Here is a 24,092-nt window from a genome sequence, read left to right as displayed (position 1 = left end):
TAACGCCGGTTAGTCGCGTTGTTTAATAAACTGCCCGGGTGTGATGCCAAAGTGATTTTTAAATGCCCGGGTAAAGTGGGACTGGTCGTTAAAGCCTAGCGCCAAAGCGGTCGCGGCGATATTGGCACGCCCGGATAACAATGCCACTTTGGCCTGTGCCAGGCGCCTCTCCAGAATGTACTGATAGGGGGTGATCCCCAGGTGTTTTTTAAATTCCCTCAGAAAGTAAAATTTGCTGCATCCCAGTAACTCCGCCAGCTCGTCCACCGTGATACTTTGACCAATATGTGCCTGAATATATTCATCAATTTTAGCAATTTGCTGTTGATCAAACTTAGAGGTCGCCACCTGCGCCGTTTTCTGATCCCGATAATTGGAGTAGTTCTGAATGTAATGGGTGGCCAGCAACCCAACGAGGCTGTCTAAATAGGCCGTGCCATTGCGGCCCTTGTTTTTTGTCTCAAGCATAAACAAGTCAATGATGCCTTTGATGGTGGCATCTACCACGTTGTAATTGTTGAGAAACTGCAACTCAATGCCATCCAGGCTGAGTGGGCAGCGGCCCAGAAAATGCTGTGATTCGATGGCCAGGATCACGAAATGGCAAGGCTCTGAAATCGCGTGGGTAAAGGGCGTGCCTGGCGGGTTGATCCAGATATTGCCTGGGCTGGTGTGTAAGTCGGCCAGGTGCCCGTTTTGTTTGGCCTGCCAGTGCAAGTCACTTTCCAGCGCCAGTGCAAAGTAAAAGTAAGGCGTGTAGACATGGGTGGGGTAAAAATGGGGAGACGTGCCCTGTTCAACCAATATGCCAGGCCATGCCAGATCATGATTTGAAAAGGTAATCTCCAGCACCGCACCACAATCCGATAAGGTGTTGGTTTCAAAGTTATAAAACCTCAGTTTTGATTGCATTGCGGGGTGTTCATTGATGACTCTTAGAGTGAATCTAGCCCACCCTACTGTCCGCCGTCAACTCAGCCTGTGGGCAATAAAATACCAAAACCCGGGCAGGAATCTTCAATCTTGCAGGGCCCCTCGGCGCTAATCTATGCCCAGGTTAGCCAAACGGCTCACATACAACACAGAGGGTGCCATGTTTAAGCAATCACTATTACTCCTGTTAGGGAGTCTGACCATCGCAGTATTACCACACACTGTGTCTGCAACCACACATCAGCATCAATTATCGTCACAGGAGATCACTATGCAAAAGATTGAATTAAGTACTCAGGTAGGCCCGCTTGCTGCCAATCTGTATTTGCCAGAGGCTCACCCCAATGCACCGCTGGTTATTGTCACGGGTGCCTGGACAACGGTGAAAGAGCAAATGAGCGCGGTCTATGCCCTAGCACTGGCAGAGCAAGGGTTCGCTGCGCTGACCTTTGACTTCCGTGGTTGGGGTGAAAGTGCTGACTCGGTGCATTATCTCGAAGATCCGGCGCGTAAAACGGCGGATATTCGTGCCGTGCTCGATGCGCTCGACCAGTTGCAGGGGGTCGATACCACACGTATTGCAGGTCTTGGGATCTGTGCATCGGCCGGGTACATGCTCGATGCTATAACAGGTCATGGCAAAGTAAAAAGCGCTGCCGTGGTCGCTCCGTGGTTGCATGACAAAGCCATGGCGACAGACATTTACGGTGGCGAAGCGCAAGTCCAGACGTTACTCGCAGCGGCTGAACAAGCGACTAAGGCTGCGCAGCCTGTTTATATCGAAGCGGCCAGCAACAGCAATGTACAGTCATTGATGTATCAGGTCCCTTATTACACGCAAACCGATCGGGGATTGATACCACAGTACGATAATCAGTTTAATGTTGCGTCCTGGTCGGGCTGGTTAAATTACGATGCGCAGGCCGGTGCCGCGGCTCAGGATAAACCGGTGCTGATGGTGGCGTCCGATGCCATGGCTTTGCCAGCGGGTGCCCGCCAGTATCTTGATAGCGCGGGTAGCAATGTGCGTGCCGTGTGGCTTGAGGGGATCAGTCAGTTTGATTTTTACGATCAGCCCGAGGCGGTCAGTCAGGCGGTGGATGCCGTTGTGACACATTTTGCGGCAACCTTATGAGGGGCAGCATGCAGTTAGGGTACTGGTTAATACTATTATTAGGAGTCATGACGATGAATGCCAATGCACGCTCGATGACGGTGGACGAAGCAAAAATTCGCAGTCAGATACACAGTTTTTCAGTCTTTGCCGATCAGGGAGCATTCGACTACCTTGGCAGAGTGTTTGCCCCGCAGCTGACGGTCGATTACAGTGATTTATTCGGCACAGAGGTACAACGGATAGAGCGGCGGGCATTACTTCAGCAGTGGGCCGGGTTTCTGCCCGGCTTCGATGCAACCTTGCATGAACTCAGCAATCTGGTTGTGACCGTCACGGGTGACAAGGCTCGCGCCAGGGCTGAGTTTATCGCGCGTCACTGGCTGGGAGAAACGGGATTCTGGTCGGTGTCCGGGGACTATGAATTTGGCCTGATCAAAGCAGAACAGCACTGGCAAATTTCGTCCATCAGGCTCATCCGCAAAGCGGAGCAGGGGAGCCGGGATATTCTGGCTACCGTCCCGCAACATGCCCGGCAAAATTGGCTGGAGCGGGAAGCCCGAAAAATAACGGATTAGCGTGAGCAGGTAGCGTTTAGCGCAATTGTGTGCGTCGTTTTGCGCTGAACGCTCTCTGAGCACAGCTTAAAGTGCCCGGGCAAACATCGCCCAGAACATCACCCGGACGTGCGATTTGGCTACAATATCAAACTCTTCTTCTCTGCCTTTACGGTATTTTTCTGCCATTTTGGCGTGAGCAAAGTCGATGATTTCATTGGTGTAGCCCGCGTACCAGCTGAATGGCGATTCGCCTTTTAAGTGCTCGGCAAACTGGGCTTTGGTCAGCCCTGCATGGATAAAGGCTTGTACATCGCGGATATAGTCCTGCACAAACTGGACATCGGCTTTATAGCCCAGATTACTGTGGCCGGTGACCATCACGTCCCAGTCCAGCGCCATCAGTGTCTCTATGTCGTTTTTGTAGGCGATGGCGTCTTCAACGTTCGAGAAACTGCGAAACTCCAGTTGATCCGGGTGAACCAGATCAATGGCGTGAATGATGGTACGTCCCTGATCTGTGATGAGCAACGCCGTATTGTCCTGAGTGTGGCCATTAAAGTCGCTAAATGTGGTGAACGTGTGGCCTTCAAAGTTAAATGTATCACCAATGACCTGAGTGACTGGCGCGGGCACCGTGACTTTGTGCGAGTGCAATGCATCACGCACCTCTGCGGTGGCATAAATTTCAATGGGAGTATCCGGCAGTGCTTTTTGGATCAGCCGTGAGTCGCCCACGTGATCAGCATGGGCATGAGAATAGACGATGCCATGCAGCGGTTTGCTGGTGAAAGACTTGATGGCTGCCAGCAGTTGTTTGCCTGTGCCATGAGGGGCGTCGATCAGCAATACACTGCGCTGACCAACTACCGCGGTGACGTTGTAGTTGGCAACCGATATCCAGTAGACGTTCTGGCTCAGGCGTTGCACTTCATAAGGTTTCACAAAGCGCTCTCGGTGGCTGCCCGCGACTTTTTGATTGGGCGCCGCGATGTGCGTGGCAGAAGCGGGTTGGTAGATAAAGTCACCAGCCTGAGTGGTGAAGGTTGACAGCATCGCCAGTGCGCCGAATAAAGCATATCTTGGTGTGTTCATGGGTGTTTCCTGATTGTGTATTACATCGACAAGGGGTTATCAGCGCACGCTGTATACGCTTTAAATACATAAAAGTATCAAAAATGCCCTTGGTATCTTTTAGAAACTATAGAGTTCAGATATACTCAGATCAAGTAAGCACCAATTTGTAAGCTAGTATGGCTGGGGTAACCAATGGCGGAAAACAACGCGTTACAAACAGAAGAACTTGAAAATAATTTGGCAGGCTGCCCGATGACCTCAGTCATGAATGTGATCGGCGGCAAGTGGAAGGTGATCATCTTGTTCCACCTGCGGGACAATACGCTGCGTTTTGGGGCGCTGAAAAAGCGCATTCCAAAGATCACACAAAAGATGCTGACTCAACAGTTAAGAGAGCTTGAAGCCGACGGGTTAGTCTCTCGCGAGGTGTATGCAGAAGTGCCGCCCAGGGTGGAATACACCAGTACCGGATTGTCAGATGAGCTCAGGCCCATTCTGGATATGCTATGTGAATGGGGACAGCGGCAACAGCATGTGGCCCATAAAAAAGGCGACACCTAAGTGTCGCCTGACTGCTAGCTCTCAATTGTAAATCGTGGAGCGCTTAGTTACAGGCACCTAAATCAGTCCAGACTTTCCAGGCATTCCCCACGTTTGAGTTTTGCGCCGGGTTTTTGCCACGGTGCCACCAGTTGCTGTGGTATTTGCGACCGTTGTAGGCAACTTCATTACCTGAACGGTAAATTTTGCTGGCAGACCAGGTTTCCAGGCCGTTACAGCCGGTATTGTTGTTGCCATCTGTGACAGAGACTGACTGAGTGACAGTGTGCGTCGCACCTGCATCATCCGTTACCGTCAGTGATACCTGATAGCTGCCTGCATTGGCAAATGCGTGTGTGACAGTGACACCGGTGGTAGCAAATCCGTTGATATTCCAGTCATAAGCCACGACTTGACCATCCGGGTCGCGGCTGGCACTGGCGTCAAAGCTACAACCCAGGTCGGTACAGCTGGCTGTGAAGCTGGCAACTGGCAGTTGGTTTTCTAGTGTGCCGCTACAACCGTTGGCAGCAATATAGTCAGACGCGGCTTTGGCTTGTACTAAACCGTGACCGTATTCATTGTCACGACCGACTGAGCCTAAATCGATTGCCGTGGCATTCAGGGCGTTACGAATGTCTACGTTGGTACAGCTTGGGTGCTGGCTCCAAACCAGGGCGGCAACACCGGCCACGTGCGGGCTCGCCATAGAGGTACCCGACTTTTCATCGTAATCCAGAATGGCTTCAAGCTGAACTTGTACTGTGGTACCCACAGAGGATTTTAGTGCTGTGCCCTCTTCCTGAGACAAGGAAATGACCGGAATGGTCACCCCATGCACGCCGTCTCCCAGCGTCCCGCTGAACGAGCCTGCTGCATTGTTGTAGATGATGGCTGCAACACCGCCGCCGGCTTCACAGTTGGCTGCTTTGTCTTTGAAAGAAGCACCGCCGCGCTCAATTAAACAGATACTGCGTGTCGCGGCACAGGCACTCAGACCCTGGCCACAGTCGACGAGTTCGGCACTGACGTTACCTTCTGCCGAGTTGGTCATGCCACCGGCTTTAACAAATACCCCATTGGTTGTCACGCCAGCGGCAACACCGGTGCCACGTGGTACAGTTGACAGGATGTTGGTACCTGGTGCTGCAATTTCTACATAAGCGTTATATTGTGACGTGGCGTTTTTCACACGGTTTTCGTCAATATTCGCCACTGACATCACGGTTTCGTAACTGGCAGGGTAACTGACTGTGCTATCCCCGTTGTTACCAGCTGCGGCAATGATAAGCACGCCTTTGTCATAGGCGGCTTGTAGACGATCCTGGAAGTACTGGCTTGGGCTGCCACCACCTAAACTCATATTGATGACTTTCGCGCCATTTTCGACACAGTTATCAACCGCTCGCGCAATCCGAGAGGTCAAACCTTGCTTACCATCGTTGTCGAAAACACGCACGTTGTGCACGCCAATTTTATCATTCGGTAACACACCGACGACGCCCTGGCCATTTTTCAGCGCGACTATGGTACCGGCAACGTGGGTACCATGACCTGAGCCATCCTGGTCCCAGGTCAGGCCGCCAGGCAAGTCGGTAAAACCAGTGGCATTTTGTGGCAGATCCGGGTGGCCCAGATCGTAACCAGAGTCAATCACACAGACTTTAAATAAGTCGGCGTTGGTGTCTTGTAGCAAAGGTGCCTGTACTTCGGCCAGGCCATACGGTGAGACTTCCGCGCTGGTGGTCGATGAGAAAGGCACATATTCATAATCTTCTTCGATATAGGCGTACTGGCCAGACGCTTTAAGTTGTGCAACTTGCTCAGCAGTCAGCTCCATGGTGACGACTGTGCCTTGCTCATCATCTGACAGTACTTCTGCAGCTGGTTCAGCGGCGAAATCCTGAGCAATGGCGGCGCGGGCAAAGCGAGTGGTTTGCGGTGCAAAAATGGCTAAATCACTTTGCTTAAGAATGTATTGTTTGGTTTCCTGTGCGTTGACGGCGGTTGATGACAGTGCGGATAAGGCAATGGCTAACGAGGTAAGTCTAAATGTTTTGTTCATGTTGCTTCCTACTGATTCTTGTTGTTGCTATTTATTATGTTTGCTGCATCCAATGCAATGAGGTCTGGATTATTGTCTATTTTGTACCCCATTGAGGATCAAACTACCCCTTGAAGTTTTTATTTGCAACCCATTGTTAATGCAAATTACACAAATACGTAAAAATGATGAATAATTCGAAAACTCACTCATGCTGTGGTGCTTTTCTGGGCACCTGGTTTTGCGTAGTAAGAAGGGAACGGATCTACAGGAAGTAATAATAACAATGGCTTATAGATTAGGTGCGGTCGCTCTTTTATTTTTAATGACCTTTTTTCACAGCCCGTACTGGCAACGGATTACCGAAATGCAAAAGGGATATCGGTTGGGCAGCAGCACATCAAGCTGATGATATCGCCGGGTGAATGCACCTTTAGCGGTGAAACCACACTTGCTTATAGCTTATCTCAACTTATTGATTATATTGCTTATGATTCTCTTGACTTGATACTGAGTCAGATTGAGCTGCGTTATCGCGACAAACGAATTGCGTTACCCGTGGTGGCCCGGATCGCTTTGATATCGTGCGTTATACATTGCCTTTTAAGCTTGAAGGCAACGCAGAGCTGACGATTCGATTCTCCGGTTTGGTTGGCGGTGTAGATAGGGCTGGTTAGCCTTGAAAAAAACGGGCCCTTTTGATGGGCCCGTTTTTTGACTATGGGTCGTTTTGCATCGGTCTATCAGTAATCCTGATATAGCTCAATAATTGGCTGATCTCTATCTGTCTGGCAGGTCGGCAGAGAGAAAACCAAAGCGCGGTCTTGGGAATGGGCAGTTTTGAGTAGGTTGTACGTAACGCTCCCTGCCGGAGTCAGGAGGTCCAGTGTCCAGAACTGACCGTTTTCTGTACGTTTACAGGTATCGCCTTTAATGCGTATCCGAACCAGAGAAGAGATGATATTGAACTCTGCGATTTTGCCCGTCAGGAGTCTTGCATTCGGGTCGTGCAGTACTTGATTGCTCCAGCCACTACAAATGGTATCGCTAAAACATGCTTTAACCCTGTATGCGCTCAGCCCGGTCACCTTGCTTGCGTCATAGTGAGACTGTGCTCCTGACAGTGGGATGTTTTGCCAGTTCAGTACTTCGCCACTGGTGCAGCCTTGTGTGCAGTCAGCGACTTCCAGCAAGTAGTGGCTGATCTGTGCAACATCTGTCCATTGCAGATTGCCATTTTCCACACTCAATGTGAGCCTCAGAGGCTCTGCGTTTGCCACCAGTTCTGAACTTTCAAGTATGCTACAGATAGTCCCATTGGTTTTTTTATCGCATGCCTGAACAGAGAAAGTGTACTCGCCAGCGTCGGTGAACTGATACTGGAAACGCGATTGTTCGGTGCGTGAGTCGAATTCCCCCAGCATGGTTAGCTGTTGCTGACCTGGTGATTTGACATACAGCGTGTAACTGACATGTTCCTGGAAAAACTCATGGATCTGCCATTGCAGTGTGACCGTTTGGTGCGTAAAGACGCGTTCCGGCAGTGGTTCAAAGGTGACTGTGGGCAGGTGGCTATCTGTGAGCTGAAAAGCGACTTCAGTCAATTGGCCACATTGCCCTGACAAGGTACAAGGTTGCACTTCGACTTTGATGGTACCGCGTCGAAAGTTAGGTCCCCGTTCAAGTGACGTGTCGGTATAGTTATCCTGCCACAGGAAACGCTGTTCGGGCTCCCCGGCATACTGACTGGGTTTGGTGATGTAAACATCATAGACCATATCTTGCTGATAAACGGATGGCTTTTTCCAGGATAGGGTGACAGATTCTCCATAAACGATGTCGTTGGCGGACACCGTTAGATCCTCTACTTTGAGCAAGGCGGCATTGTCACTGACCACGACTGAGGTGGCAGTGCTGCGCTGTTTACTGCACACGGTGCTGTAGTTGGTCAGGCAGGTTTGCAGATAAAAGGTATAGGTGCCTTTTTGCGTCAGACCGGTGCCTGGGGTGTACAGACTGATGGTTTGGCTGCCGGGAGAAGTCATCCACAGTTGGGTAGTGATGGGCTCTTTAAAAAACTCTGGCATTTGCCAGTTGAAAGACACCGACTCGTTCAGATAATACTCGGGCTTTTCACTGGTAAATTGTATTGCGTCAGGCAGGATGGTTCCATCAAGTGTGTACTGTGTTGTCGTGACTTCACCACAGCTGCCATCTGGCAGGCAAGGATGTATTTCCACACCAATCTGACCACGGCGGTAATTCGGGCCTCGTACTACTTGAGTATCAGTGAGGGCACGCTGCCACAAAAAACGCTGATCTGGTTGGCCAGGCTCCGAGCTGGGCTTGGTAATATATACATCATAGGTAAGGGCACCTGTATAGCCATTGGGCTTGTTCCAAGAGATCGTGACAGAATCACCGTAATTGATGTTGGCTTTATCAACCCTCAGGTTCGTGACTTTGATCGGTTTGACCGTTGCTGTGACTGGGTGACTGAGATAGTCATTACATATTGTGGGCGCCTTCTGATCACAGTACTGAAGATAAAAAGTATACTGACCCGGAGCATGCAAAGGCGCGTTGACTTGGTATTCTTGCAGCGCAGTTTGTTCTGGTGCTTTGACCCATAATTGAGTGGTCACGGCTTCTTGAAAAAACTCAGGGAACTGCCAGTTAAAGTCAAACCCATTTCCGGCAAACACGGTATTTTGTTTAACGGTAAACTGTGTCGCTGCAGGCAGCGTGTTACCGCTGAGGGTATAAGACACGGAACGGCTCAAACCGCATTGTTCTGCCTGGCATGGCACGACTTCTACTTTAATGGTGCCACGACGATAATTGGGGCCCCGTGTCAATGTAAGAGACGGGTGGTTATCACGCCACAGGAAGCGGATATCTGCTTCATCCGGGTTCGGACTGGGCTTAGTCACATAGACATCAAATACCAGCCCACTGTTTTCATCGTAGCCTGCCGGGCGTTGCCATGATAGTGCGACATGCTCACCGTAAGTGATATCAGATTTATTGACCGCCAACTGCGTTACCGCGGCATGGGTGATCACAGGTGTCGCCCGCACAGTCAACGCAGTGAGTGATTTATTGTTACATTCACCATAGGTGTTGCACATTTCAAGGTAAAAAGTACTGCTGCCAACTTCATTGAGTGTATGAGTAAAGCTTTGTACGGTAGCCGCCAGTGGGCCTGCTATTTTACGCGTCGTTCCTTGCGAATGCTGGTAGAGCGTATAACCGACCGTGTCTTTGTAATAGGGGTGGAGCGACCAGTTGAAAGTGACTTGTTCTCCCTGACGAATGACAGACTTATTTCGGGTAAATGTGGGTTGGGGTAGTGTGCCACCTACCGTAAAACTGACTTCACGCAATGGACCACATTGATTGAGCACGTTGCACGGCACGATACCCACTTTGGTTGCACCCCGACGGTATATCTCATTACGTGTCAGTTCAGTTGCTCTGAAATTATCATGCCATAGAAAATGCTCATCTGGCAGCCCGGGTTGTGCGCCTGGCTTAGTGATATAGACATCGTAGTAAGTCGTATCACTGATGTTGCCGGGTTTACGCCAACTGATCTTAACGGAGTCGCCATAATTTAGTTGCGTCTTGCTGACAGACAGTCCCGCAACCGCATCTGGTACCGGGGGCGGTGATAGCACCGAGAGGCTATGTACGGAGGAGTAGCTGCACTGGTTCCATGAATCACAGGCTTGGACCTGGAAATAATGAGTACCTGCCAGATTGATCCCTGAGCGGAGGAAATTTGGGGCCGAAACATCTCGAAATACAAACCAGTTTCCGCCTGGCTTTTTAGTGCGTAAGCGATAATAAAGTGAACCTGAATAGCTGCTCGGCGGTTGCCACTGCAGCATCACGCTGCCGCCAGTGTATATTTGTGAGGTGGATAAAGAGAACCCCCGCACAGCACTCGGCCCAGGAGGAGGAGGTTCACTGACGGTGACGGATGCCGATCCTGATGCGCTGCATCCGCTGGTATCACATGCCTCGACGTAAAAAGTATGGGTGCCGTTTTTATTGATATAACGGTTAAAGGAGGTGCTGGTGTAACCCCCTCTGAATTTCAACCAGGTATCGCCAGGCTTGAGTACCCATAGATTGAAATACTGTGTGCCGCTGGGACGACTCCAGGATAGCGTTACTGTGTTCCCCCGGTACATACTATATGTACTGAGGCTAAAGCTTGGGCTGCTGATAGCAAGCGATTGAAAACTGGCAGCGAGTGTAAGCCACAAGAGTAAGTGTGTTATAACTTTCATATGCGTGTTTTATTTTTATAGTTCGATCGACCGAGATGAGCCAATTACTTGTAGCATAGCTCTTTATGGGGGCCAATTGGCATGAAAGGCATAGCACAATAAAAAGGCAATGGGATAAACCATCTGTTTTTCATTTTTTAGATGGTGCTATACCTTGGTGAATTAAAAGTCTTGATAGAGGTAGTTTATCTTTTGGTTTTTTGTCGGGTCACAGGAAGGGTAGCCGATCTTTATCGTTTTAGATGTGTTTGCGGCAGCCAGTAACATAGATACGTTCACCCCTGCAGTGGCGTCTGCGAGTTCAAAATACCAGTAGGTATTGCCGGCATTGGCACTTTGCTTACACTCATCGCCTTTGAGACGGAAGAATACTTTACCGCCACTTGGATAGATACGTTCAACTTGACCGACGCCTTTTGCTGCGAAAGCTGCTGGTGCGAGCGGTAGCAATAAAGATAATGTGAGAATGGAAATGAGCTTCATGATTTGTTTGGTCCTTTTATAAAAACAATATTATTCTGTATGCATTAATTAAATTCAACACTTGATGCAAATATGTTGCTAATTTGTTTTTGGATGATGCTCTATCGAAGCTTGCATTAATCGCCAAATTCGCTATCCACTGTAGTTAGGTCAGCTATTATATGTATTCATAACAGGGCTTTTAGTGCGAAGAAGATGCCCATACTCGCCACTACAACGAACAGGGTGTTTTTCACCAGCAGGCTTAATATGATGGTCAGTATTCCCCCCAACAAAAAGGGGTTGGTAAGAGCATGCGTATTGAATGTCACTTCGCCAAATACGATTGGTGCCGCCATCGCGGTCAAAATACAGGGCGCAGTGTAACTTAAAAACCGTTGCACTCTCAGGTCGAGTTTGACGGGCAGCTTTTCCATAAAAAAAGCGTAGCGCATAAAGAAGGTGATCAGCGCCATTAATAAAATCAGATCGTAACTCATGGCTTGCCTCCTAGCTGGTTTCTTTGTCTAAACGATAGCCCACCACCATGCCGAGCAGCGCAGACAGCAACAGGCCGTTTGGCACCTCGAATTTGTGAAACAGCACAGCACAACAGGCGGATACCAGCACCGCCACGAGCACCGGCGATGAGTTAATATTGGGCACCACCATGGCAATAAAGGTGGCGGCTATGGCAAATTCGAGTCCAAGGCTTTCAAGATCCGGAATACTGGTGCCGGCCACAATGCCAGCCAGTGTGGACAGGTTCCAGATGACATAAAATGTGGCACCTGAGATCAAGGCATAATCTAACGGGAAATAACCGAGCTCTTTGCGCTTATTTTCCGTGACCGCAAACATTTCATCGGTGAGCAAAAAGGCCATCAGCATTTTGTGATGCAAGGGTAAACCCATTGCATGACTGCGAAAAGTTGCAGAGTAGAGCAAGTGGCGTGAGCTGATCACAGCAGTACTGCCCAAAATGGTGGCGATCCCGCCACCGGCGCCCACCAGAGTCAGGGCAGAAAGTTGCGCAGCACCGGCAAAGACCAGCAGCGACATCAGTTGTGATTGCAACGGGCTCAGCCCGACCTGAATGGCCAATGAGCCACACAAAATCCCCCAGGGGATCACGGCAATAGACAGGGGAAGAATGTCAAAAAATGCGGCCAGTTTAATGGATCTGACTGGCTGTGTTTGCTCCGAACTCATTATATTTACCTGACCTGTGAATGGTATGGCAACCTGCGAAGGCTGATGATTATTGTTCTTTTAGTGTACGAATGTACCTTGAACAGAACCCTCGGGCAATAAGCAAAAGTCAATCTTTAATCAGGTGTTGAACAGCATTTGACGGCACCGTTTGAGCACATGTGCGGACGTACTGACAATGCAGACAGCGTGCCCCCGGAAAAACTTGCGAATATCTGATGTTAGTCTGTACTGGTGTCAGCCGACTGACTTGGGAGCACTATGGTGTAGCGGCACCCCTGCCCGGCTTCGCTTTGGCACTCGATTGTGCCTTTGAGTTTTTGAGTCACGATATTAAAGACAATGTGCATCCCCAGCCCGGTCCCGCCGCTGCTGCGTCGGGTGGTGTAAAATGGTTCAAAGACTTTATCCCGCGTTTCTTCGCTCATGCCAGCGCCATCATCAGATACTGTCCAGGTAAGCTGCTGCGATTGGGAGTTAATCGCAATGCATATGGTACCGGGTTGTTTTCCATCTTCGAATCCATGTTTAATGGCATTATCGACCAAATTTGTAAGGATCTGGGCAATGGCACCCGGGTAAGTGGATAAGCGGGCCTCTGGCGGAAAATCGGTTTTTACCGTGACCTGGGTGTGCTTCCATTTGGGGTGCAAACTGGTCAGCACATCGTTGAGATAGTCCGGCAGATTGATGGTACTGAGCTCTTCTATGGACTGGTCGACAGCCACCTGCTTAAAGTTTTTCACCAGCTGTGCTGCACGATTCAGATTCGATTCCAGCAATTGCAGGCTTTCTTTCAGTGTGGCAAGAAACTGCTCAAGATTATCTTTGCTGAGTCGTGCGTCAGCCAGTTTTTGCTCGCATTCTGCCAGTGCTTTACTGGCATAAGAGCCGGCCGTAATGCCAATCCCAAGCGGCGTATTAATTTCATGGGCAACGCCGGATACCAAGCGACCCAGTCCCGCCATTTTTTCCTGTTGTACCAGTTGTTGCTGAGTAACTTTGAGTTCTTCGTGGGCCGTTTGTAACTGGTTGAAGGTGCTCTCAAGCTGGGCCACAGCGTCGGCGTTTGCCAGGGCAATGGCGGTGTAGTTGGCAATTGTACGTAACATTTGCACATCGTTGTCGCTGAAAGCATGTGGCTGAAAGCTCTGCACGGTCAGGCAGCCAATGGTCCGGGTATCAATAATCAGTGGCAGGTAAACCAGCGACTCACTCTCGGCGCCGCTGACCGGCGCTGCAATGTGGTTAACAAACTGCGTCAGTTCGCTGATCTGATTGACCCTGAGCTCTTTTTGGTGAGTGACGCACCAGACAGCGGGGCGCTGGGTGTCGGACAAAGCATATTCAAATTCGGGTAGTTTTTGGCCTTTTTCAATCGCCAGTCGACAGGATATGCGCTGATTTTCGGTATCCAGGATCCCGACCACAAAGACGTCTGCGCCCATCAACTCGTTGACGTGTTTATAGACACGTTCCAGCACCGATGAGAGATCTAAAGTGGAGGTGATGTCTTTGCCTATGGTGCCCAGCATGGTGATATTTTCAGTGCGGGACTGAACCAGATTATCCAGCACAACTTGTTGCTGCTTAAGCTCTTTTATCCGCCACAGATACGCCCGGTATAATAAAGTGGTGATCAGCAGCCCCAGCCCCAGGCGAAACCACCAAGTCTCATACCAGGCCGGTAACTGAGTAATCGCCAGCGTGAGCTGATGCTGGCTCCATTGACCTTTGCGATTGCTCCCCTTAACCCTGAGTTGGTAGTCGCCAGGTGGTAATTGCGAATAGGTGATATGGCGCTTGCTGGCATCCACCTGGATCCAGTCGTCATCATAACCTATGAGCTGATAGGCATAGCGATTGCTGTGTGGGGCCGTATAGTCTAGTGCCGCAAACTCGACGGAAAAGCTGCGGGTATTGGGTTGCAGGGTAAGCTGATTTGTGTTGGTTACGGGGTGGTTATTGACCGCCAGTTCACTGATCACCAAAGGAGGATGATAGTCCCAGGAGGTCCACAGTTCAGGGCGTAACAAGAGGATCCCTTTCGTACCGCCAAACAGCAAAGTGCCGTTACGCAGCTTAGTATAAGAGCCGGTCCACATGGTTCCGGTATCCCAGTCATCGGCGACGCTCAAGTCTGCAAAACGGCGATTCACGGGATCTAGCCAGCCATAGCCGTTCCAGAGACGCCCCTGATCATCTTCCAGCAGGTTACCTGCAGTGCCAGTTGGTCTGCCAACTAATTGATCCAGCGATTCGAACCGGGCGTGGTGGCCGTCAAAGTGGACCAGCTTGTCGAGTCCATGGGGCGTGGCGACCAACAGGTGTCCCTGACTATCAATCAGCAGGCTATTAATATAATTGTCTGACAAGGTCTCAGTGGTACCAGCCTGGGCACTGATCTCCTTGACACTGTGCGCTGCTAAGTCGAGCACAAACAGGCCATTGCGAGTCCCTACCCATAGGTAACTGGGTGCCGAGTAGGTCATACTCAGCACTGATTTTCCAAGTAAAATGGTGTGATCAGTAAAGTGATCTAAGGTTTGGATCTGGCGCGTATTAATGTCCATGAGGGCCAGTCCTTCGCCAGTGCCGACCCATAATTGGCCGCCAGGTGTTTCTTGCAAGGTGACAACCTGATAACCGGGCAGGCCATCTGCTTTGCTGAAGCGCGTAAAATGCTGGGTATCGGGATCAAAATGGTATAACCCGGTGTTTGCCGAGCCGACCCAGATATTGCCATCAAAGGTTTGGCGGATCGTCCGGGCATAGCCATCGGCGAGTTTGGTTGGATCTGATGGATCGGGGCGGTGGCCGGCCACCACGCCGATCTGTGGATCTATGATGTCGATCCCCGTTTGCGCATTGCCAACCCATATCATGCCATTACTGAGCTCGGCAAAACTGCGGACATCGACATGGCTTAGCGAATGTGGGTAGGTGAGTCGTCGGACAAAGGTTCTGAACGCGCCATTGTGTGGATTGTGGCGATTAAGTCCATTGCCCCAGGTGCCTGCCCAGATAAGCCCGGACGCGTCAACGAGCAGGGCACCCATAGAGTCAAGGTTAATACTGTAGGGGTTGAGGGGATCATGACGAATATGGCGCTTTACCGCGCCGGTTGTGGCATCCACCACGGTGATACCGCCGCCGGACGTGCTCAGCCAGATCTCCTGGTGATTGGGTTGCGCAATGCCGTTGACCCAGTGATAACTCAGGCTGGAGGGATCATCCGGGCGATGCGTGATCCGCCTGACCTGATCAGAGCCGGGCATGAAAAAGGCCGCGCCATGATCTGTGGTGCCAATCCAGATGGAGCGATCAATCGCCTGGAACAGTCTAAATACGTTCTGATGATTAAAGGCTGGCAGCGTTTTGCCAGCCAGTGGTTGCTGCCAGTTCACATTCTGAGTTGCCCGTAAAGCAGGTAAGGTGATGTGACACAAACCACTTTTGCTGCCCAGCCACAAGGTATCGGTGTCTGTCAGCAAGATTGAGCGGAGCCTGGGTTGTTGCAGTGGTATATCACAGCCCTCAACACGCAGCCGCGTTACCTGGCCTGTTTGTGTCTGGATATGCGCAAGTCCGTTGTCTGTGGCAACATACAAATTACCCTGATTGTCGCCAGTCAGTGAACGCACTGTGTTGTGAGGCAGGCTATCTGTTGCTGAGCGATGATGTGCAAAGCGACTGAATTGGCCACTTTTGGGATCATAAACAGACACGCCATCAGAGAAGGTGCCGACCCAGATCCGTCCGTCTTGGCCGGTCCATAACGTACGTACAAAATTGCCAGACAGACTCGTCTGGTCTCGCGGGTCATGTTGAAAAGGCACAAACCGGTAGCCATCGTGACGGATAAGGCCAAACTGGGTGCCGATCCAGATAAATCCATCCCGGTCCTGAGCCAGCGCGGTGACCACCCCTTTGGGGATTTGCTCATTGTCACCTATGGTCTGAAAAATCAGTTCACCGGTGTCGAAAAACGGTGTGTTTACCCCGGTTGCTTGCGTCTGCGCTATGTTCGTCTGAGAGACTGGAACGGCGGCCAAACCCTGATTGGAGATCAGGTAAGTACATGACAATAAAGTAATCAGAATTGCATGCCATACACGCCTTAATGTAGTCACTGCCAACCCTCCGGTATCAGTGCGTTGAGGTGATACCAATACGTCCATAACCAGTATAGATGACCAGGCATGGCTGGCGCGCAGTTACTCTGGTTTAGTCTGTTTAATGGCTTCAAGGTAACGACTTTCCACAAAATTTTTCTCTTTACTCAGGTGCTTCAGTTTTTGCCGGGTTTGCTCAAGCTCGGTTTTCAGGGCGGCCACTTCTGCACTACTGCCGTCGCCTTCGTGTTCTACGGAGAGTTGATCTATCAACTGATTCTGCTCCTCGATCTGACGTTTGTACTGGTTGAGCAATGTCTGAGTTTGCTGATCGCTCATGGTATTGGCGGAGGTACTGGCTTTGGTTTGCTTCAGTTGTTCCAGCTCCTCTTGTAATTGCGTATTTGCCTGGCGCAAGGTATCGGTAGACTGGAACTGATGCTCCAGTTTGGAGCTGACGTGCTGGAGCTTTTTGTCACTGTTGTCGAGCTCGCCTTTGAGGCGTTTAATGAGCTTGTGAGAGCGGATCAGCTTTTTATTTAACTCATTGATGGAGCCTTGCTCTTCTTTGGTGATGTGATCAGCGGTGGATGCGCGGATCTGTGACAACTGATTTTCCAGTGTCATTTGCACCTGCAAAAGTTCAGAGATGGTCTGGCTATGTTGCTGAGAAAACTGGCTGGCACGGGCCACGGCTTCACGGCACTGTGCAAGTAGTTCATCATTGGCTGGTGTATCCTGCTTGTGGTTCAAAAAAGTTCCGGCAAAATGACGAAACTCTCTTAAAATCAATAACAAAATATAGAACCAAGCCGCCAGGATCAAAAGCCCCACATTCAGTGCTACGTATTGGTAAACTTCGAGAGGAACCATGAGCTGAGATACGCCGCTTTTGTTTATCAATAAGATAAGTTTAGTTTTCGTTCAAAATTCTGCCTATACTGAAGAAGAATAATTGCGTTAGGGTAAAGAGTGAAAGTTCTGATCGTTGACGACAGCCATGCGACCTGTGAGATCATCCGCCGGGCCTTGCAACAGTTTGAGTACCGCAAGCTGCTTTTGCAGTGTGCCAGTCGCGTTGATGATGCATTGGCACAGATAACCAGCTGGCAGCCCCAAATCATATTGACTGACTGGCACATGCCGGATAAAACCGGCATAGAGTTGCTTGAGCTAGTGCGTGTCAGCCACCCTGATCTCCCCGTGGCGATGATCTCCACGGTTGATGATACAGCGCAAATTGACTATGCGACCTCGTTAGGCTGTGCTTTTTTCCTGTCAAAACCTTTCAGTGATGATGCCCTGCGTAGCGCCATTATGCCTCTGGTGTTGGAGCAGGAAGCCAATGAAGTGATTGTGGAGGATGAAGCTGTTCCCCTCAGAGAGGAGCTGGCTTTGCCGAAAACCGATTTACTTGAGCGGTTGATGCAAAAAAACATCAGTAACTCACTTGTGTTAAAACCCATCAAAGCGCAGCAACTGGATGAAAGCAAAGTGCCGTGTATGATGGTGGTCTATGCTGAGCGGGGCAGTCAGAAACCTCGGGTGATTGGGGTGTTAGATATCTATGCGGCGTGTGTGTTGGCCAGCAGCCTGCAAGTGATCCCACAAGAAGAGGCACACAAAGCCATTCATTTAAATCAGGTGAATCCACAAATTATGGCTGCCTGCAAAGAGGCACTGGCCAAAACGGCGTATGCATTCGTCGATAAACAAAGCAAAATGAGTTTGTTTGTCAGAAGCTGCTCTTTCCTCACTAAAACCCATCCCAAACTGGAGCGCTTATACCAGTACCCACTCGACAGTCGAATTGATTTAAGCTGTGAGCGAGAGGGGATGGCACAAGGTAAGATGTTGATTGTTGGAGTATGATGCTCTTTCTATACCTCTCAAGGATACATTGACTCTGTGCGTCGATCCGATATGATGTAATCGGAATTGACGGAAAAACACCCAGGAGGACAATGATGATAGTAACCAAACCGACCGGGCAGACTGGCTCAATTAACTAAATTTAGTCTAGCCAGCACTTCTTTTCGCCCGGTATCTACCGGGGCACTCAGCCCCTTTCTCAAGTATTAACATCATTGTTAAGGGGTCGTCATGACCAATTTTCAGATACTCGCCAGCTTAGGCTGGACACCCTTTTTTCAACAACAGCTTTCACTTGAAGAGTGGAGCAACGCCTGTCCTGTGCGCGTAGCCTCGGTACATCGAAGCTGTATTTCAGTACAAAGCGACACTGGGAGCTTTTCCCTGCCAGTAACACCAGCCATGGATACACTCGCCGTAGGCGACTGGGTACTGCTGGACAGTCAGCAACGATATATCCGCTTGCTGGAGCGGCACAGTTGTTTCAGACGGAAGGCGCCAGGGACACAGAGGGAGTGGCAGTTAATCTCGGCAAATGTCGATACTGCCTTTATTTTGTGTTCACTGAATGAAGATTTTAATCTGAACCGACTGGAGCGCTACCTGACACTGGTGCACAGTTCGCGCGTACAAACCGTCATTCTGCTGACTAAGGCCGATCAGGTTGACCATACGGAGCAGGCACTCACTATGGTGCGCGAGCTGGACGCCAGCCTGGATGTGCTGGCACTGAACACGCAAGCGTCCGACTGTGCAGAACGTTTGTCTCCCTGGCTTGCCAGAGGCCAGACGATCGTATTGCTGGGGTCATCAGGCGTTGGCAAGTCAACGTTGACCAATACGCTGATGAGCGCACACCATCAGCAAACTGGCAGTATCCGTGAGGACGACGGAAAAGGACGGCACACAACCACGCACCGGGAGTTGGTTACCTTGCCATCAGGTGCTTTGTTGCTCGATACACCAGGGATGCGGGAGTTACAACTGGGTGGGTGCGATACGGGGATCAGCTCGGCATTTGCTGATATAGAACTGCTTAGTGAGCAATGCCGGTTTAATGATTGTCAGCACGATCAAGAGCCCGGATGTGCCGTACATCGCGCGATTGAATCCGGCGAGCTGAGTCAAAGGCGGTTGAATAACTACCTTAAGTTGAACCGAGAGAATGCTTTTAATACTTCCACCCTGGCGCAAAGACGCGCCAAAGAGAAGTCGTTTGGTAAACTGGTTAAGCAGATAGTGAAAGACAGGGAGCGATTTAAAGCGTCTTAATACCTGCGTCAGGCTATGCTCAGCGCATAGCCTGACATTTTTATTTTAATACAGCCACTTAAATACCTATCCCAAAGGAGTACTATGTTATTGGCAAATAGAAAACGAGAGCCCTGTCTGGTGGGGCTCTTTGTCGCATTTGGTTTGAGCGGCTTGATAGCTGGATGCGCAATGTCAGATGACCCAGTTGACGACGCTGCTTTGCTGCATCGTTATGTCGATAATCAAAATGGCATCGATGGGCTGGATAATGTTCGGCGACTGTTATTTGATGACACAGACAGGATATTGTATGCGGTCAGTGCGGATGATGATGCATTGACTGCATATCGTGTTGCCGATGATAACACTTTGACTATGCTGGATATGATGTCAGGTGAGCGCGCTCGCGGTACGCTTGTTGGTGCATCGGATATGACGTTTTCGGGGGCTGACAGGGATATTCAGGTCGTTAGCTTTTACAGTGGTGCGGTTGCTCAGTTTCGGTTGGATCGCAATGATACATTGATTTTGCAGTCTGATTTATCTGACCGAATTGATATCCAGCGCGTGTTCAAACAGGGTAAGCCCATGTCAACACAAGAGGATAAGCTGGCCTTGTTGGGGCCGTATGCCATTGTTGGTGATGCTGCTGGCACCAGTTATGTGGCGGCAAATGTGTCGCAGGCATTGGTGCAATTGACGTCCACACAGGGACAGCTGAGCACACGCCAGACAATTCGGGTTGAGCAGGTCAATGCGCTGGGTGGCGCTGTGTCGGTCGCGCAATCTGATAGCGGCCTGAAAGTCGCCGTGGCGGGCATGCAGGCAAATCAAATTGCGCTGTTTGAGGTCTCAGATACACAGCCACTTAAGTTGCAACAAACCTTGCCTGTTGGGCACCAAGAAGCGTTGATTGAGCCTGTATTTGTGACTTTTGCGCCCGGAACCGAGCGCTTGTTCGTGGTGGATAAGCGCAGTGTATTTATCTATTCTCCTGATCCACAGGGCAATTATATATCCTCTACAGAGCTGAAGGTGTCAGATAACCAAAAGCTGACCGCTGTGTCACGTTTGGCTTTTGGCCCTGCAGGACATTGCATGCTGGCGTTGTCTGAGTCTACAGATCAGGTTTATATTTTTAAACGTAAAAGTGATACTCATTGGCAGTACTTGTCACAACTTGATGTAGGTGGCGCCCAGGCACCTACCTCTGCGGCGTTTATCTCTCAAGACAAGGTAGCAATCAGTTTTGCCAGGAGTGACGTGATCCATATCTATGCGAATGTATGCGGCCAGTGAGCCGCATCCGCATTTTAGTCAGTGAGAACAGGTCTATTGAAAGCAAAGTGGTGTGATCATGGAAGAGGCACAAGTGTGAATCATTTATGCGAGTAAATGGTCTTTCGTGTATTGAATTGCGAAAATGGAAATGATTGGTCATATTTGTAATAAGTTTTAACCTTGGTTGCCATGAGATCGTCAGGTTTTAGTTGAACTTCATTTCTTTTCCCTGTTAGTCTAATGCGTTGTGACGATTTGAAAATTTAGAATACTCTCATTTATTGGGATAATACCTTGCCTGAGGTATCCGAGAGCGCCTGAGCGTAGTACTTGTGCGCCGGATTCGGCTGTCTAATCGTCCATCAAGAACTGGAAATTTTGACCACTTTGATTGGATGCCATGTCTTCGATACTGGATATTAAACTGACAAAACTCGGAGCGTTTGTTCTGGATCTGAGCGATCAGGTTTTATATCGCGATGCCAACGAGGTTGCTATTGAACCTAAGGTAATGGCGTTGTTGCTATATCTGTATGAAAACAAAGACAGGTATGTGAACATTGAAGAGTTGCACCAGCAAGTATGGTCTGATCGCGTGGTTTCGGATACAGCAGTACGCAGCGCCGTTAAAAAGCTCAGATTGATCCTTGATGACACTGATATTGCGAATGCGCGTTATGTGAAATCAGTATCAAAGCGCGGTTACAAGTTAGTTTGCGATATTGAGCCTGTTGACGCGTTAGAGACCCCGCCCACTTCTGTAAAAGAAATGAAGGTTGCTAAATCGCCTGCTGAGGAGGTTGACAGTGGGCCCGTGGAGGCATCAAACAGTGTATCTGAAGCGCCTGTAAACCCTGCTGAAGGCCAGCCCGCTACCCCAGATAAATCATCGAGCCTCACTTATAAGCTTTTGATAGTAATGGTTATATTTCTTTCTGCGACGATTGGCTGGACTAAGTATGACACCATTGTGAAGTATGTTTTAGATAGTCAGTTGGCTAATGTTAGCGATCTTGACCAACTGACGGGGTTTAATGGTGAAAAATATGACTTATCGGTGTCTTTGGATGGTCGATATATCGCCTTTTCTGGCCGTACGTCTATTGAGGAAGACCGACAGGTATATTTGCTTGACAGGCAAAATAACAAGATCAGACAACTTACCTATCATGCCAATAATGCTGCGCTTGTGCAGTTTGCCCAGAATGATAAAGTTATAATATACAGCGATTTAAGTGGTGGAAAAACGTCTGTTCAGTTGTTGCCATTGACCTTGTCTGAACCTGAGTCAGGGAGGATTACCCTGATAGAAGGTGTGGTTGCGGTAGGGGATCCTTCCCGTGGTCGCCATGCATCAGAGCTGCTATTACCTATGTTAGTGGATCTGGAAAGTGAAATGACACTGTACGCGCTTGATCTGCATACACGAGAATATTTGCGCATGCTGGCCCCCAGCGACGCGAGTGAAATATTGTTTGATGTTAGCTTGTCACCGGATAAACAGAAACTGGCATTGATAAAAAAGATCAAAGGTCAGTTCCACATCTTGTTGTTTGATTTAAAAACAAAAGAAGAAACTTTGATTCACAGCACTAAACACAAGTTGTACGGCGTTGAATGGAAAAACAATACGTCTTTGCTGGTTATGGCCACAGGCGCGCTTTTCCAGGTTGACAGTCTGACAGGGGATCAAATCAGATTGATCGAAGATGGCGATATGTTGCTGCGCAGCTTTGATACCCATGATGGCGCAGATATTGTGTTGCTGCAAAAAGAGTTCAGCCGGGCGAAGCGTCTGTATATAGAACATCAACTCGTCCCGCAATTAGAAGTTCAGCAGATTATCAATACCGCACCTCAGGTTGTCGCTATGCTATATGATGAACTGTCAGCTGAGCATCGATGGGTGATGCACTTAAGAAATGGGATCACAACCATTGGCAGGATGGCGATGAGCAACAGAGAGATTGATTCTTATTACAGCTCTGATGAGAATGTTGAATTACTGGATGTATCGTATCAGGCCGGTGGGATTTTGTTTAAGGAAGGTCCCAAGCTGGCATTTTACTCGTTTGAACACAGTCAGGTTAGTTATATTACCTCATCTATGGAGACCAGCAGCGATGCTGCGTTTAGTACAGACGGCAGCGCTATCTACTACGGGGTAAATGTTGCGGGTGAGTGGGAAATACAAAGCTATAATATAGCTTCTAAAATCAGTAGTCTGCTGTTATCCGGGTATCGCTCTATCCGCCCGGCAGGCACTGGTTTTATCGCCGCTGAGCCAATTGATGCACAGCTTTTCTATCTACCTACTCTTACCGGCCCGGCAAGAGCATTGAATCATCCAATTGACTTTAGATATATTAGCCGTTGGTACGTCCGCGGTGAGCATATTATCTGGACGGCGTTTGATGAACGTAACACTTATCTGCACAAACTAAACTGGCAGACGGACTTGCATCTCGTTTATGAAGAGCGCTTTTTTGCTCTTTACCCTACCATAGCGACAAATATAGGTGGAGATAAAGTCCTTTCACTGTCGGTGCAATTAAATGACACCTCTATTGCAACAATTAAAATAGATCACTAAGATTATACCTGAAAGGGGGCCGAGTGTTTGGGTCGCCCACCCTAGCTCTATTCTCCTTGCTCGCTCTACTTAATAAAAAACAAAAGGATCATTAGTGTGAAAAAAATAATCAGTATCACCATTATCTCTCTTTTCTCTGTTGCAGGGTCATTTTCTACGTACGCAAGCGAAACTGGCCCACGAAACCCTATCTGGGTTTGTGGAATTTTAGACTGCGAAAAACCGCATGACAAAATTTTGCGTTAACTCAAAATTCAATTAATCCAGCAATAAATTTAAAATAAGCCATTGAAAAAATGGCTTATTTTTTTTTGGTTATAAAAAAGAGATGTAACAGTTGTTTAGAAAATTGAGATAAATTTCTATAGTTTGCTCCGAGTTAGCAACAACCGGACAGGGACTGATGAAAGGTTGTAACTTAGTCTGCAACCTGGTGTGGTTTGCCAGCACTATCAAGGAAGGCAAGTGACATGCAGACAACGCACTTCTTGCAAGGAAAGGAAGAAGTCAGTGCCGGACTCTGAAGGAATGAACGTATAGGGTTTGGTGTTAGCTCAGGATGTACCTCAGATTGTTATGTAGTCTTTCTGAGTGTATATGTTGCGCCTTATGCAACAAGCAGGTGAAATAATAATAATAATAACAGAGATCCGGACCAACACAGGGAGAGCAACAGGAATAGTGTTGGAAGCACAGAGTGACAGCCTGCCACTCGCATTGTCAGTGTTCTGGATTGTTAC

General features: G+C 49.2%; 16 protein-coding genes. 7 read left to right on the top strand and 9 right to left on the bottom strand.

Annotation, left to right across the window (positions count from 1 at the left end; genetic code table 11):
* Positions 1 to 9: 9 nt before the first annotated feature.
* Positions 10 to 912, bottom strand: a complete 903-nt coding sequence (locus QNM19_RS21355) for a helix-turn-helix transcriptional regulator (RefSeq protein WP_049863871.1) — start codon at positions 910 to 912, stop codon at positions 10 to 12.
* A gap of 181 nt (positions 913 to 1,093) precedes the next feature.
* Here QNM19_RS21355 and QNM19_RS21350 point away from each other — a divergent pair, with 181 nt between their 5' ends.
* On the top strand, positions 1,094 to 2,068 hold the full coding sequence (locus QNM19_RS21350) for an alpha/beta hydrolase (RefSeq protein ID WP_049863886.1): 975 nt from the start codon (positions 1,094 to 1,096) through the stop codon (positions 2,066 to 2,068).
* 53 nt (positions 2,069 to 2,121) lie between these two features.
* A complete protein-coding gene (locus tag QNM19_RS21345; protein WP_197094254.1) occupies positions 2,122 to 2,625 on the top strand; it encodes a nuclear transport factor 2 family protein in 504 nt (167 codons plus the stop codon).
* Between the two features lie 66 nt (positions 2,626 to 2,691).
* Here the strand turns inward: QNM19_RS21345 and QNM19_RS21340 are convergent, their stop codons facing one another.
* On the bottom strand, positions 2,692 to 3,699 hold the full coding sequence (locus QNM19_RS21340) for an MBL fold metallo-hydrolase (protein WP_049863873.1): 1,008 nt from the start codon (positions 3,697 to 3,699) through the stop codon (positions 2,692 to 2,694).
* A gap of 174 nt (positions 3,700 to 3,873) precedes the next feature.
* On the opposite strand from QNM19_RS21340, the gene QNM19_RS21335 reads away from it, so the two are divergent.
* Complete coding sequence (locus QNM19_RS21335; protein WP_049863874.1) at positions 3,874 to 4,242, top strand: winged helix-turn-helix transcriptional regulator; 369 nt, start codon at positions 3,874 to 3,876, stop codon at positions 4,240 to 4,242.
* A 43-nt stretch (positions 4,243 to 4,285) separates the two neighbouring features.
* Here QNM19_RS21335 and QNM19_RS21330 read toward each other — a convergent pair whose 3' ends face one another.
* From QNM19_RS21330 to QNM19_RS21300, 7 genes are all read right to left on the bottom strand, one after another.
* A complete protein-coding gene (locus QNM19_RS21330) occupies positions 4,286 to 6,286 on the bottom strand; it encodes a S8 family serine peptidase (RefSeq protein WP_284027185.1) in 2,001 nt (666 codons plus the stop codon).
* A 722-nt stretch (positions 6,287 to 7,008) separates the two neighbouring features.
* The gene (locus QNM19_RS21325; RefSeq protein ID WP_156202217.1) at positions 7,009 to 10,563 is read right to left on the bottom strand and encodes a fibronectin type III domain-containing protein; all 3,555 of its coding nucleotides are present in this window, start codon (positions 10,561 to 10,563) and stop codon (positions 7,009 to 7,011) included.
* Positions 10,564 to 10,725: 162 nt separating this feature from the next.
* The gene (locus QNM19_RS21320) at positions 10,726 to 11,046 is read right to left on the bottom strand and encodes a hypothetical protein (RefSeq protein ID WP_049863877.1); all 321 of its coding nucleotides are present in this window, start codon (positions 11,044 to 11,046) and stop codon (positions 10,726 to 10,728) included.
* Positions 11,047 to 11,213: 167 nt separating this feature from the next.
* A complete protein-coding gene (locus QNM19_RS21315) occupies positions 11,214 to 11,525 on the bottom strand; it encodes an AzlD domain-containing protein (RefSeq protein WP_284027184.1) in 312 nt (103 codons plus the stop codon).
* Positions 11,526 to 11,535: 10 nt separating this feature from the next.
* Positions 11,536 to 12,237 carry an AzlC family ABC transporter permease gene (locus tag QNM19_RS21310; protein WP_049863879.1) on the bottom strand — a complete coding sequence of 234 codons (702 nt, stop codon included), beginning with the start codon at positions 12,235 to 12,237 and terminating at the stop codon, positions 11,536 to 11,538.
* 221 nt (positions 12,238 to 12,458) lie between these two features.
* A complete protein-coding gene (locus tag QNM19_RS21305; protein WP_197094255.1) occupies positions 12,459 to 16,370 on the bottom strand; it encodes a two-component regulator propeller domain-containing protein in 3,912 nt (1,303 codons plus the stop codon).
* An 84-nt stretch (positions 16,371 to 16,454) separates the two neighbouring features.
* Positions 16,455 to 17,105, bottom strand: a complete 651-nt coding sequence (locus QNM19_RS21300) for a GumC domain-containing protein (RefSeq protein ID WP_156202218.1) — start codon at positions 17,103 to 17,105, stop codon at positions 16,455 to 16,457.
* Between the two features lie 219 nt (positions 17,106 to 17,324).
* On the opposite strand from QNM19_RS21300, the gene QNM19_RS21295 reads away from it, so the two are divergent.
* From QNM19_RS21295 to QNM19_RS21280, 4 genes are all read left to right on the top strand, one after another.
* Positions 17,325 to 18,224 (top strand): response regulator, encoded by a 900-nt coding sequence (locus QNM19_RS21295; RefSeq protein ID WP_010384945.1) that lies wholly within the window; start codon positions 17,325 to 17,327, stop codon positions 18,222 to 18,224.
* A 231-nt stretch (positions 18,225 to 18,455) separates the two neighbouring features.
* Complete coding sequence (gene rsgA, locus QNM19_RS21290) at positions 18,456 to 19,496, top strand: ribosome small subunit-dependent GTPase A (protein WP_049863882.1); 1,041 nt, start codon at positions 18,456 to 18,458, stop codon at positions 19,494 to 19,496.
* Between the two features lie 84 nt (positions 19,497 to 19,580).
* A complete protein-coding gene (locus QNM19_RS21285; protein ID WP_049863883.1) occupies positions 19,581 to 20,777 on the top strand; it encodes a YncE family protein in 1,197 nt (398 codons plus the stop codon).
* 382 nt (positions 20,778 to 21,159) lie between these two features.
* Entirely contained in the window at positions 21,160 to 23,352 is a 2,193-nt protein-coding gene (locus QNM19_RS21280; RefSeq protein WP_284027183.1) for a winged helix-turn-helix domain-containing protein, read from the top strand.
* Positions 23,353 to 24,092 lie beyond the last annotated feature (740 nt).

Origin of the sequence: Pseudoalteromonas ardens (genome assembly GCF_030125445.1) — a bacterium.
GTDB lineage: Bacteria > Pseudomonadota > Gammaproteobacteria > Enterobacterales > Alteromonadaceae > Pseudoalteromonas > Pseudoalteromonas ardens.
Note: the sequence above shows the minus strand (reverse complement) of the source record. Positions and strands in the feature narration are given on the sequence as shown.

Bases quoted from the DNA above. Each gene is read 5' to 3' on its own strand.
- QNM19_RS21355 (WP_049863871.1), bottom strand. From the start codon at position 912: ATGCAATCAAAACTGAGGTTTTATAACTTTGAAACCAACACCTTATCG.
- QNM19_RS21350 (WP_049863886.1), top strand. From the start codon at position 1,094: ATGTTTAAGCAATCACTATTACTCCTGTTAGGGAGTCTGACCATCGCA.
- QNM19_RS21345 (WP_197094254.1), top strand. From the start codon at position 2,122: ATGAATGCCAATGCACGCTCGATGACGGTGGACGAAGCAAAAATTCGC.
- QNM19_RS21340 (WP_049863873.1), bottom strand. From the start codon at position 3,699: ATGAACACACCAAGATATGCTTTATTCGGCGCACTGGCGATGCTGTCA.
- QNM19_RS21335 (WP_049863874.1), top strand. From the start codon at position 3,874: ATGGCGGAAAACAACGCGTTACAAACAGAAGAACTTGAAAATAATTTG.
- QNM19_RS21330 (WP_284027185.1), bottom strand. From the start codon at position 6,286: ATGAACAAAACATTTAGACTTACCTCGTTAGCCATTGCCTTATCCGCA.
- QNM19_RS21325 (WP_156202217.1), bottom strand. From the start codon at position 10,563: ATGAAAGTTATAACACACTTACTCTTGTGGCTTACACTCGCTGCCAGT.
- QNM19_RS21320 (WP_049863877.1), bottom strand. From the start codon at position 11,046: ATGAAGCTCATTTCCATTCTCACATTATCTTTATTGCTACCGCTCGCA.
- QNM19_RS21315 (WP_284027184.1), bottom strand. From the start codon at position 11,525: ATGAGTTACGATCTGATTTTATTAATGGCGCTGATCACCTTCTTTATG.
- QNM19_RS21310 (WP_049863879.1), bottom strand. From the start codon at position 12,237: ATGAGTTCGGAGCAAACACAGCCAGTCAGATCCATTAAACTGGCCGCA.
- rsgA (WP_049863882.1), top strand. From the start codon at position 18,456: ATGACCAATTTTCAGATACTCGCCAGCTTAGGCTGGACACCCTTTTTT.
- QNM19_RS21285 (WP_049863883.1), top strand. From the start codon at position 19,581: ATGTTATTGGCAAATAGAAAACGAGAGCCCTGTCTGGTGGGGCTCTTT.
- QNM19_RS21280 (WP_284027183.1), top strand. From the start codon at position 21,160: ATGTCTTCGATACTGGATATTAAACTGACAAAACTCGGAGCGTTTGTT.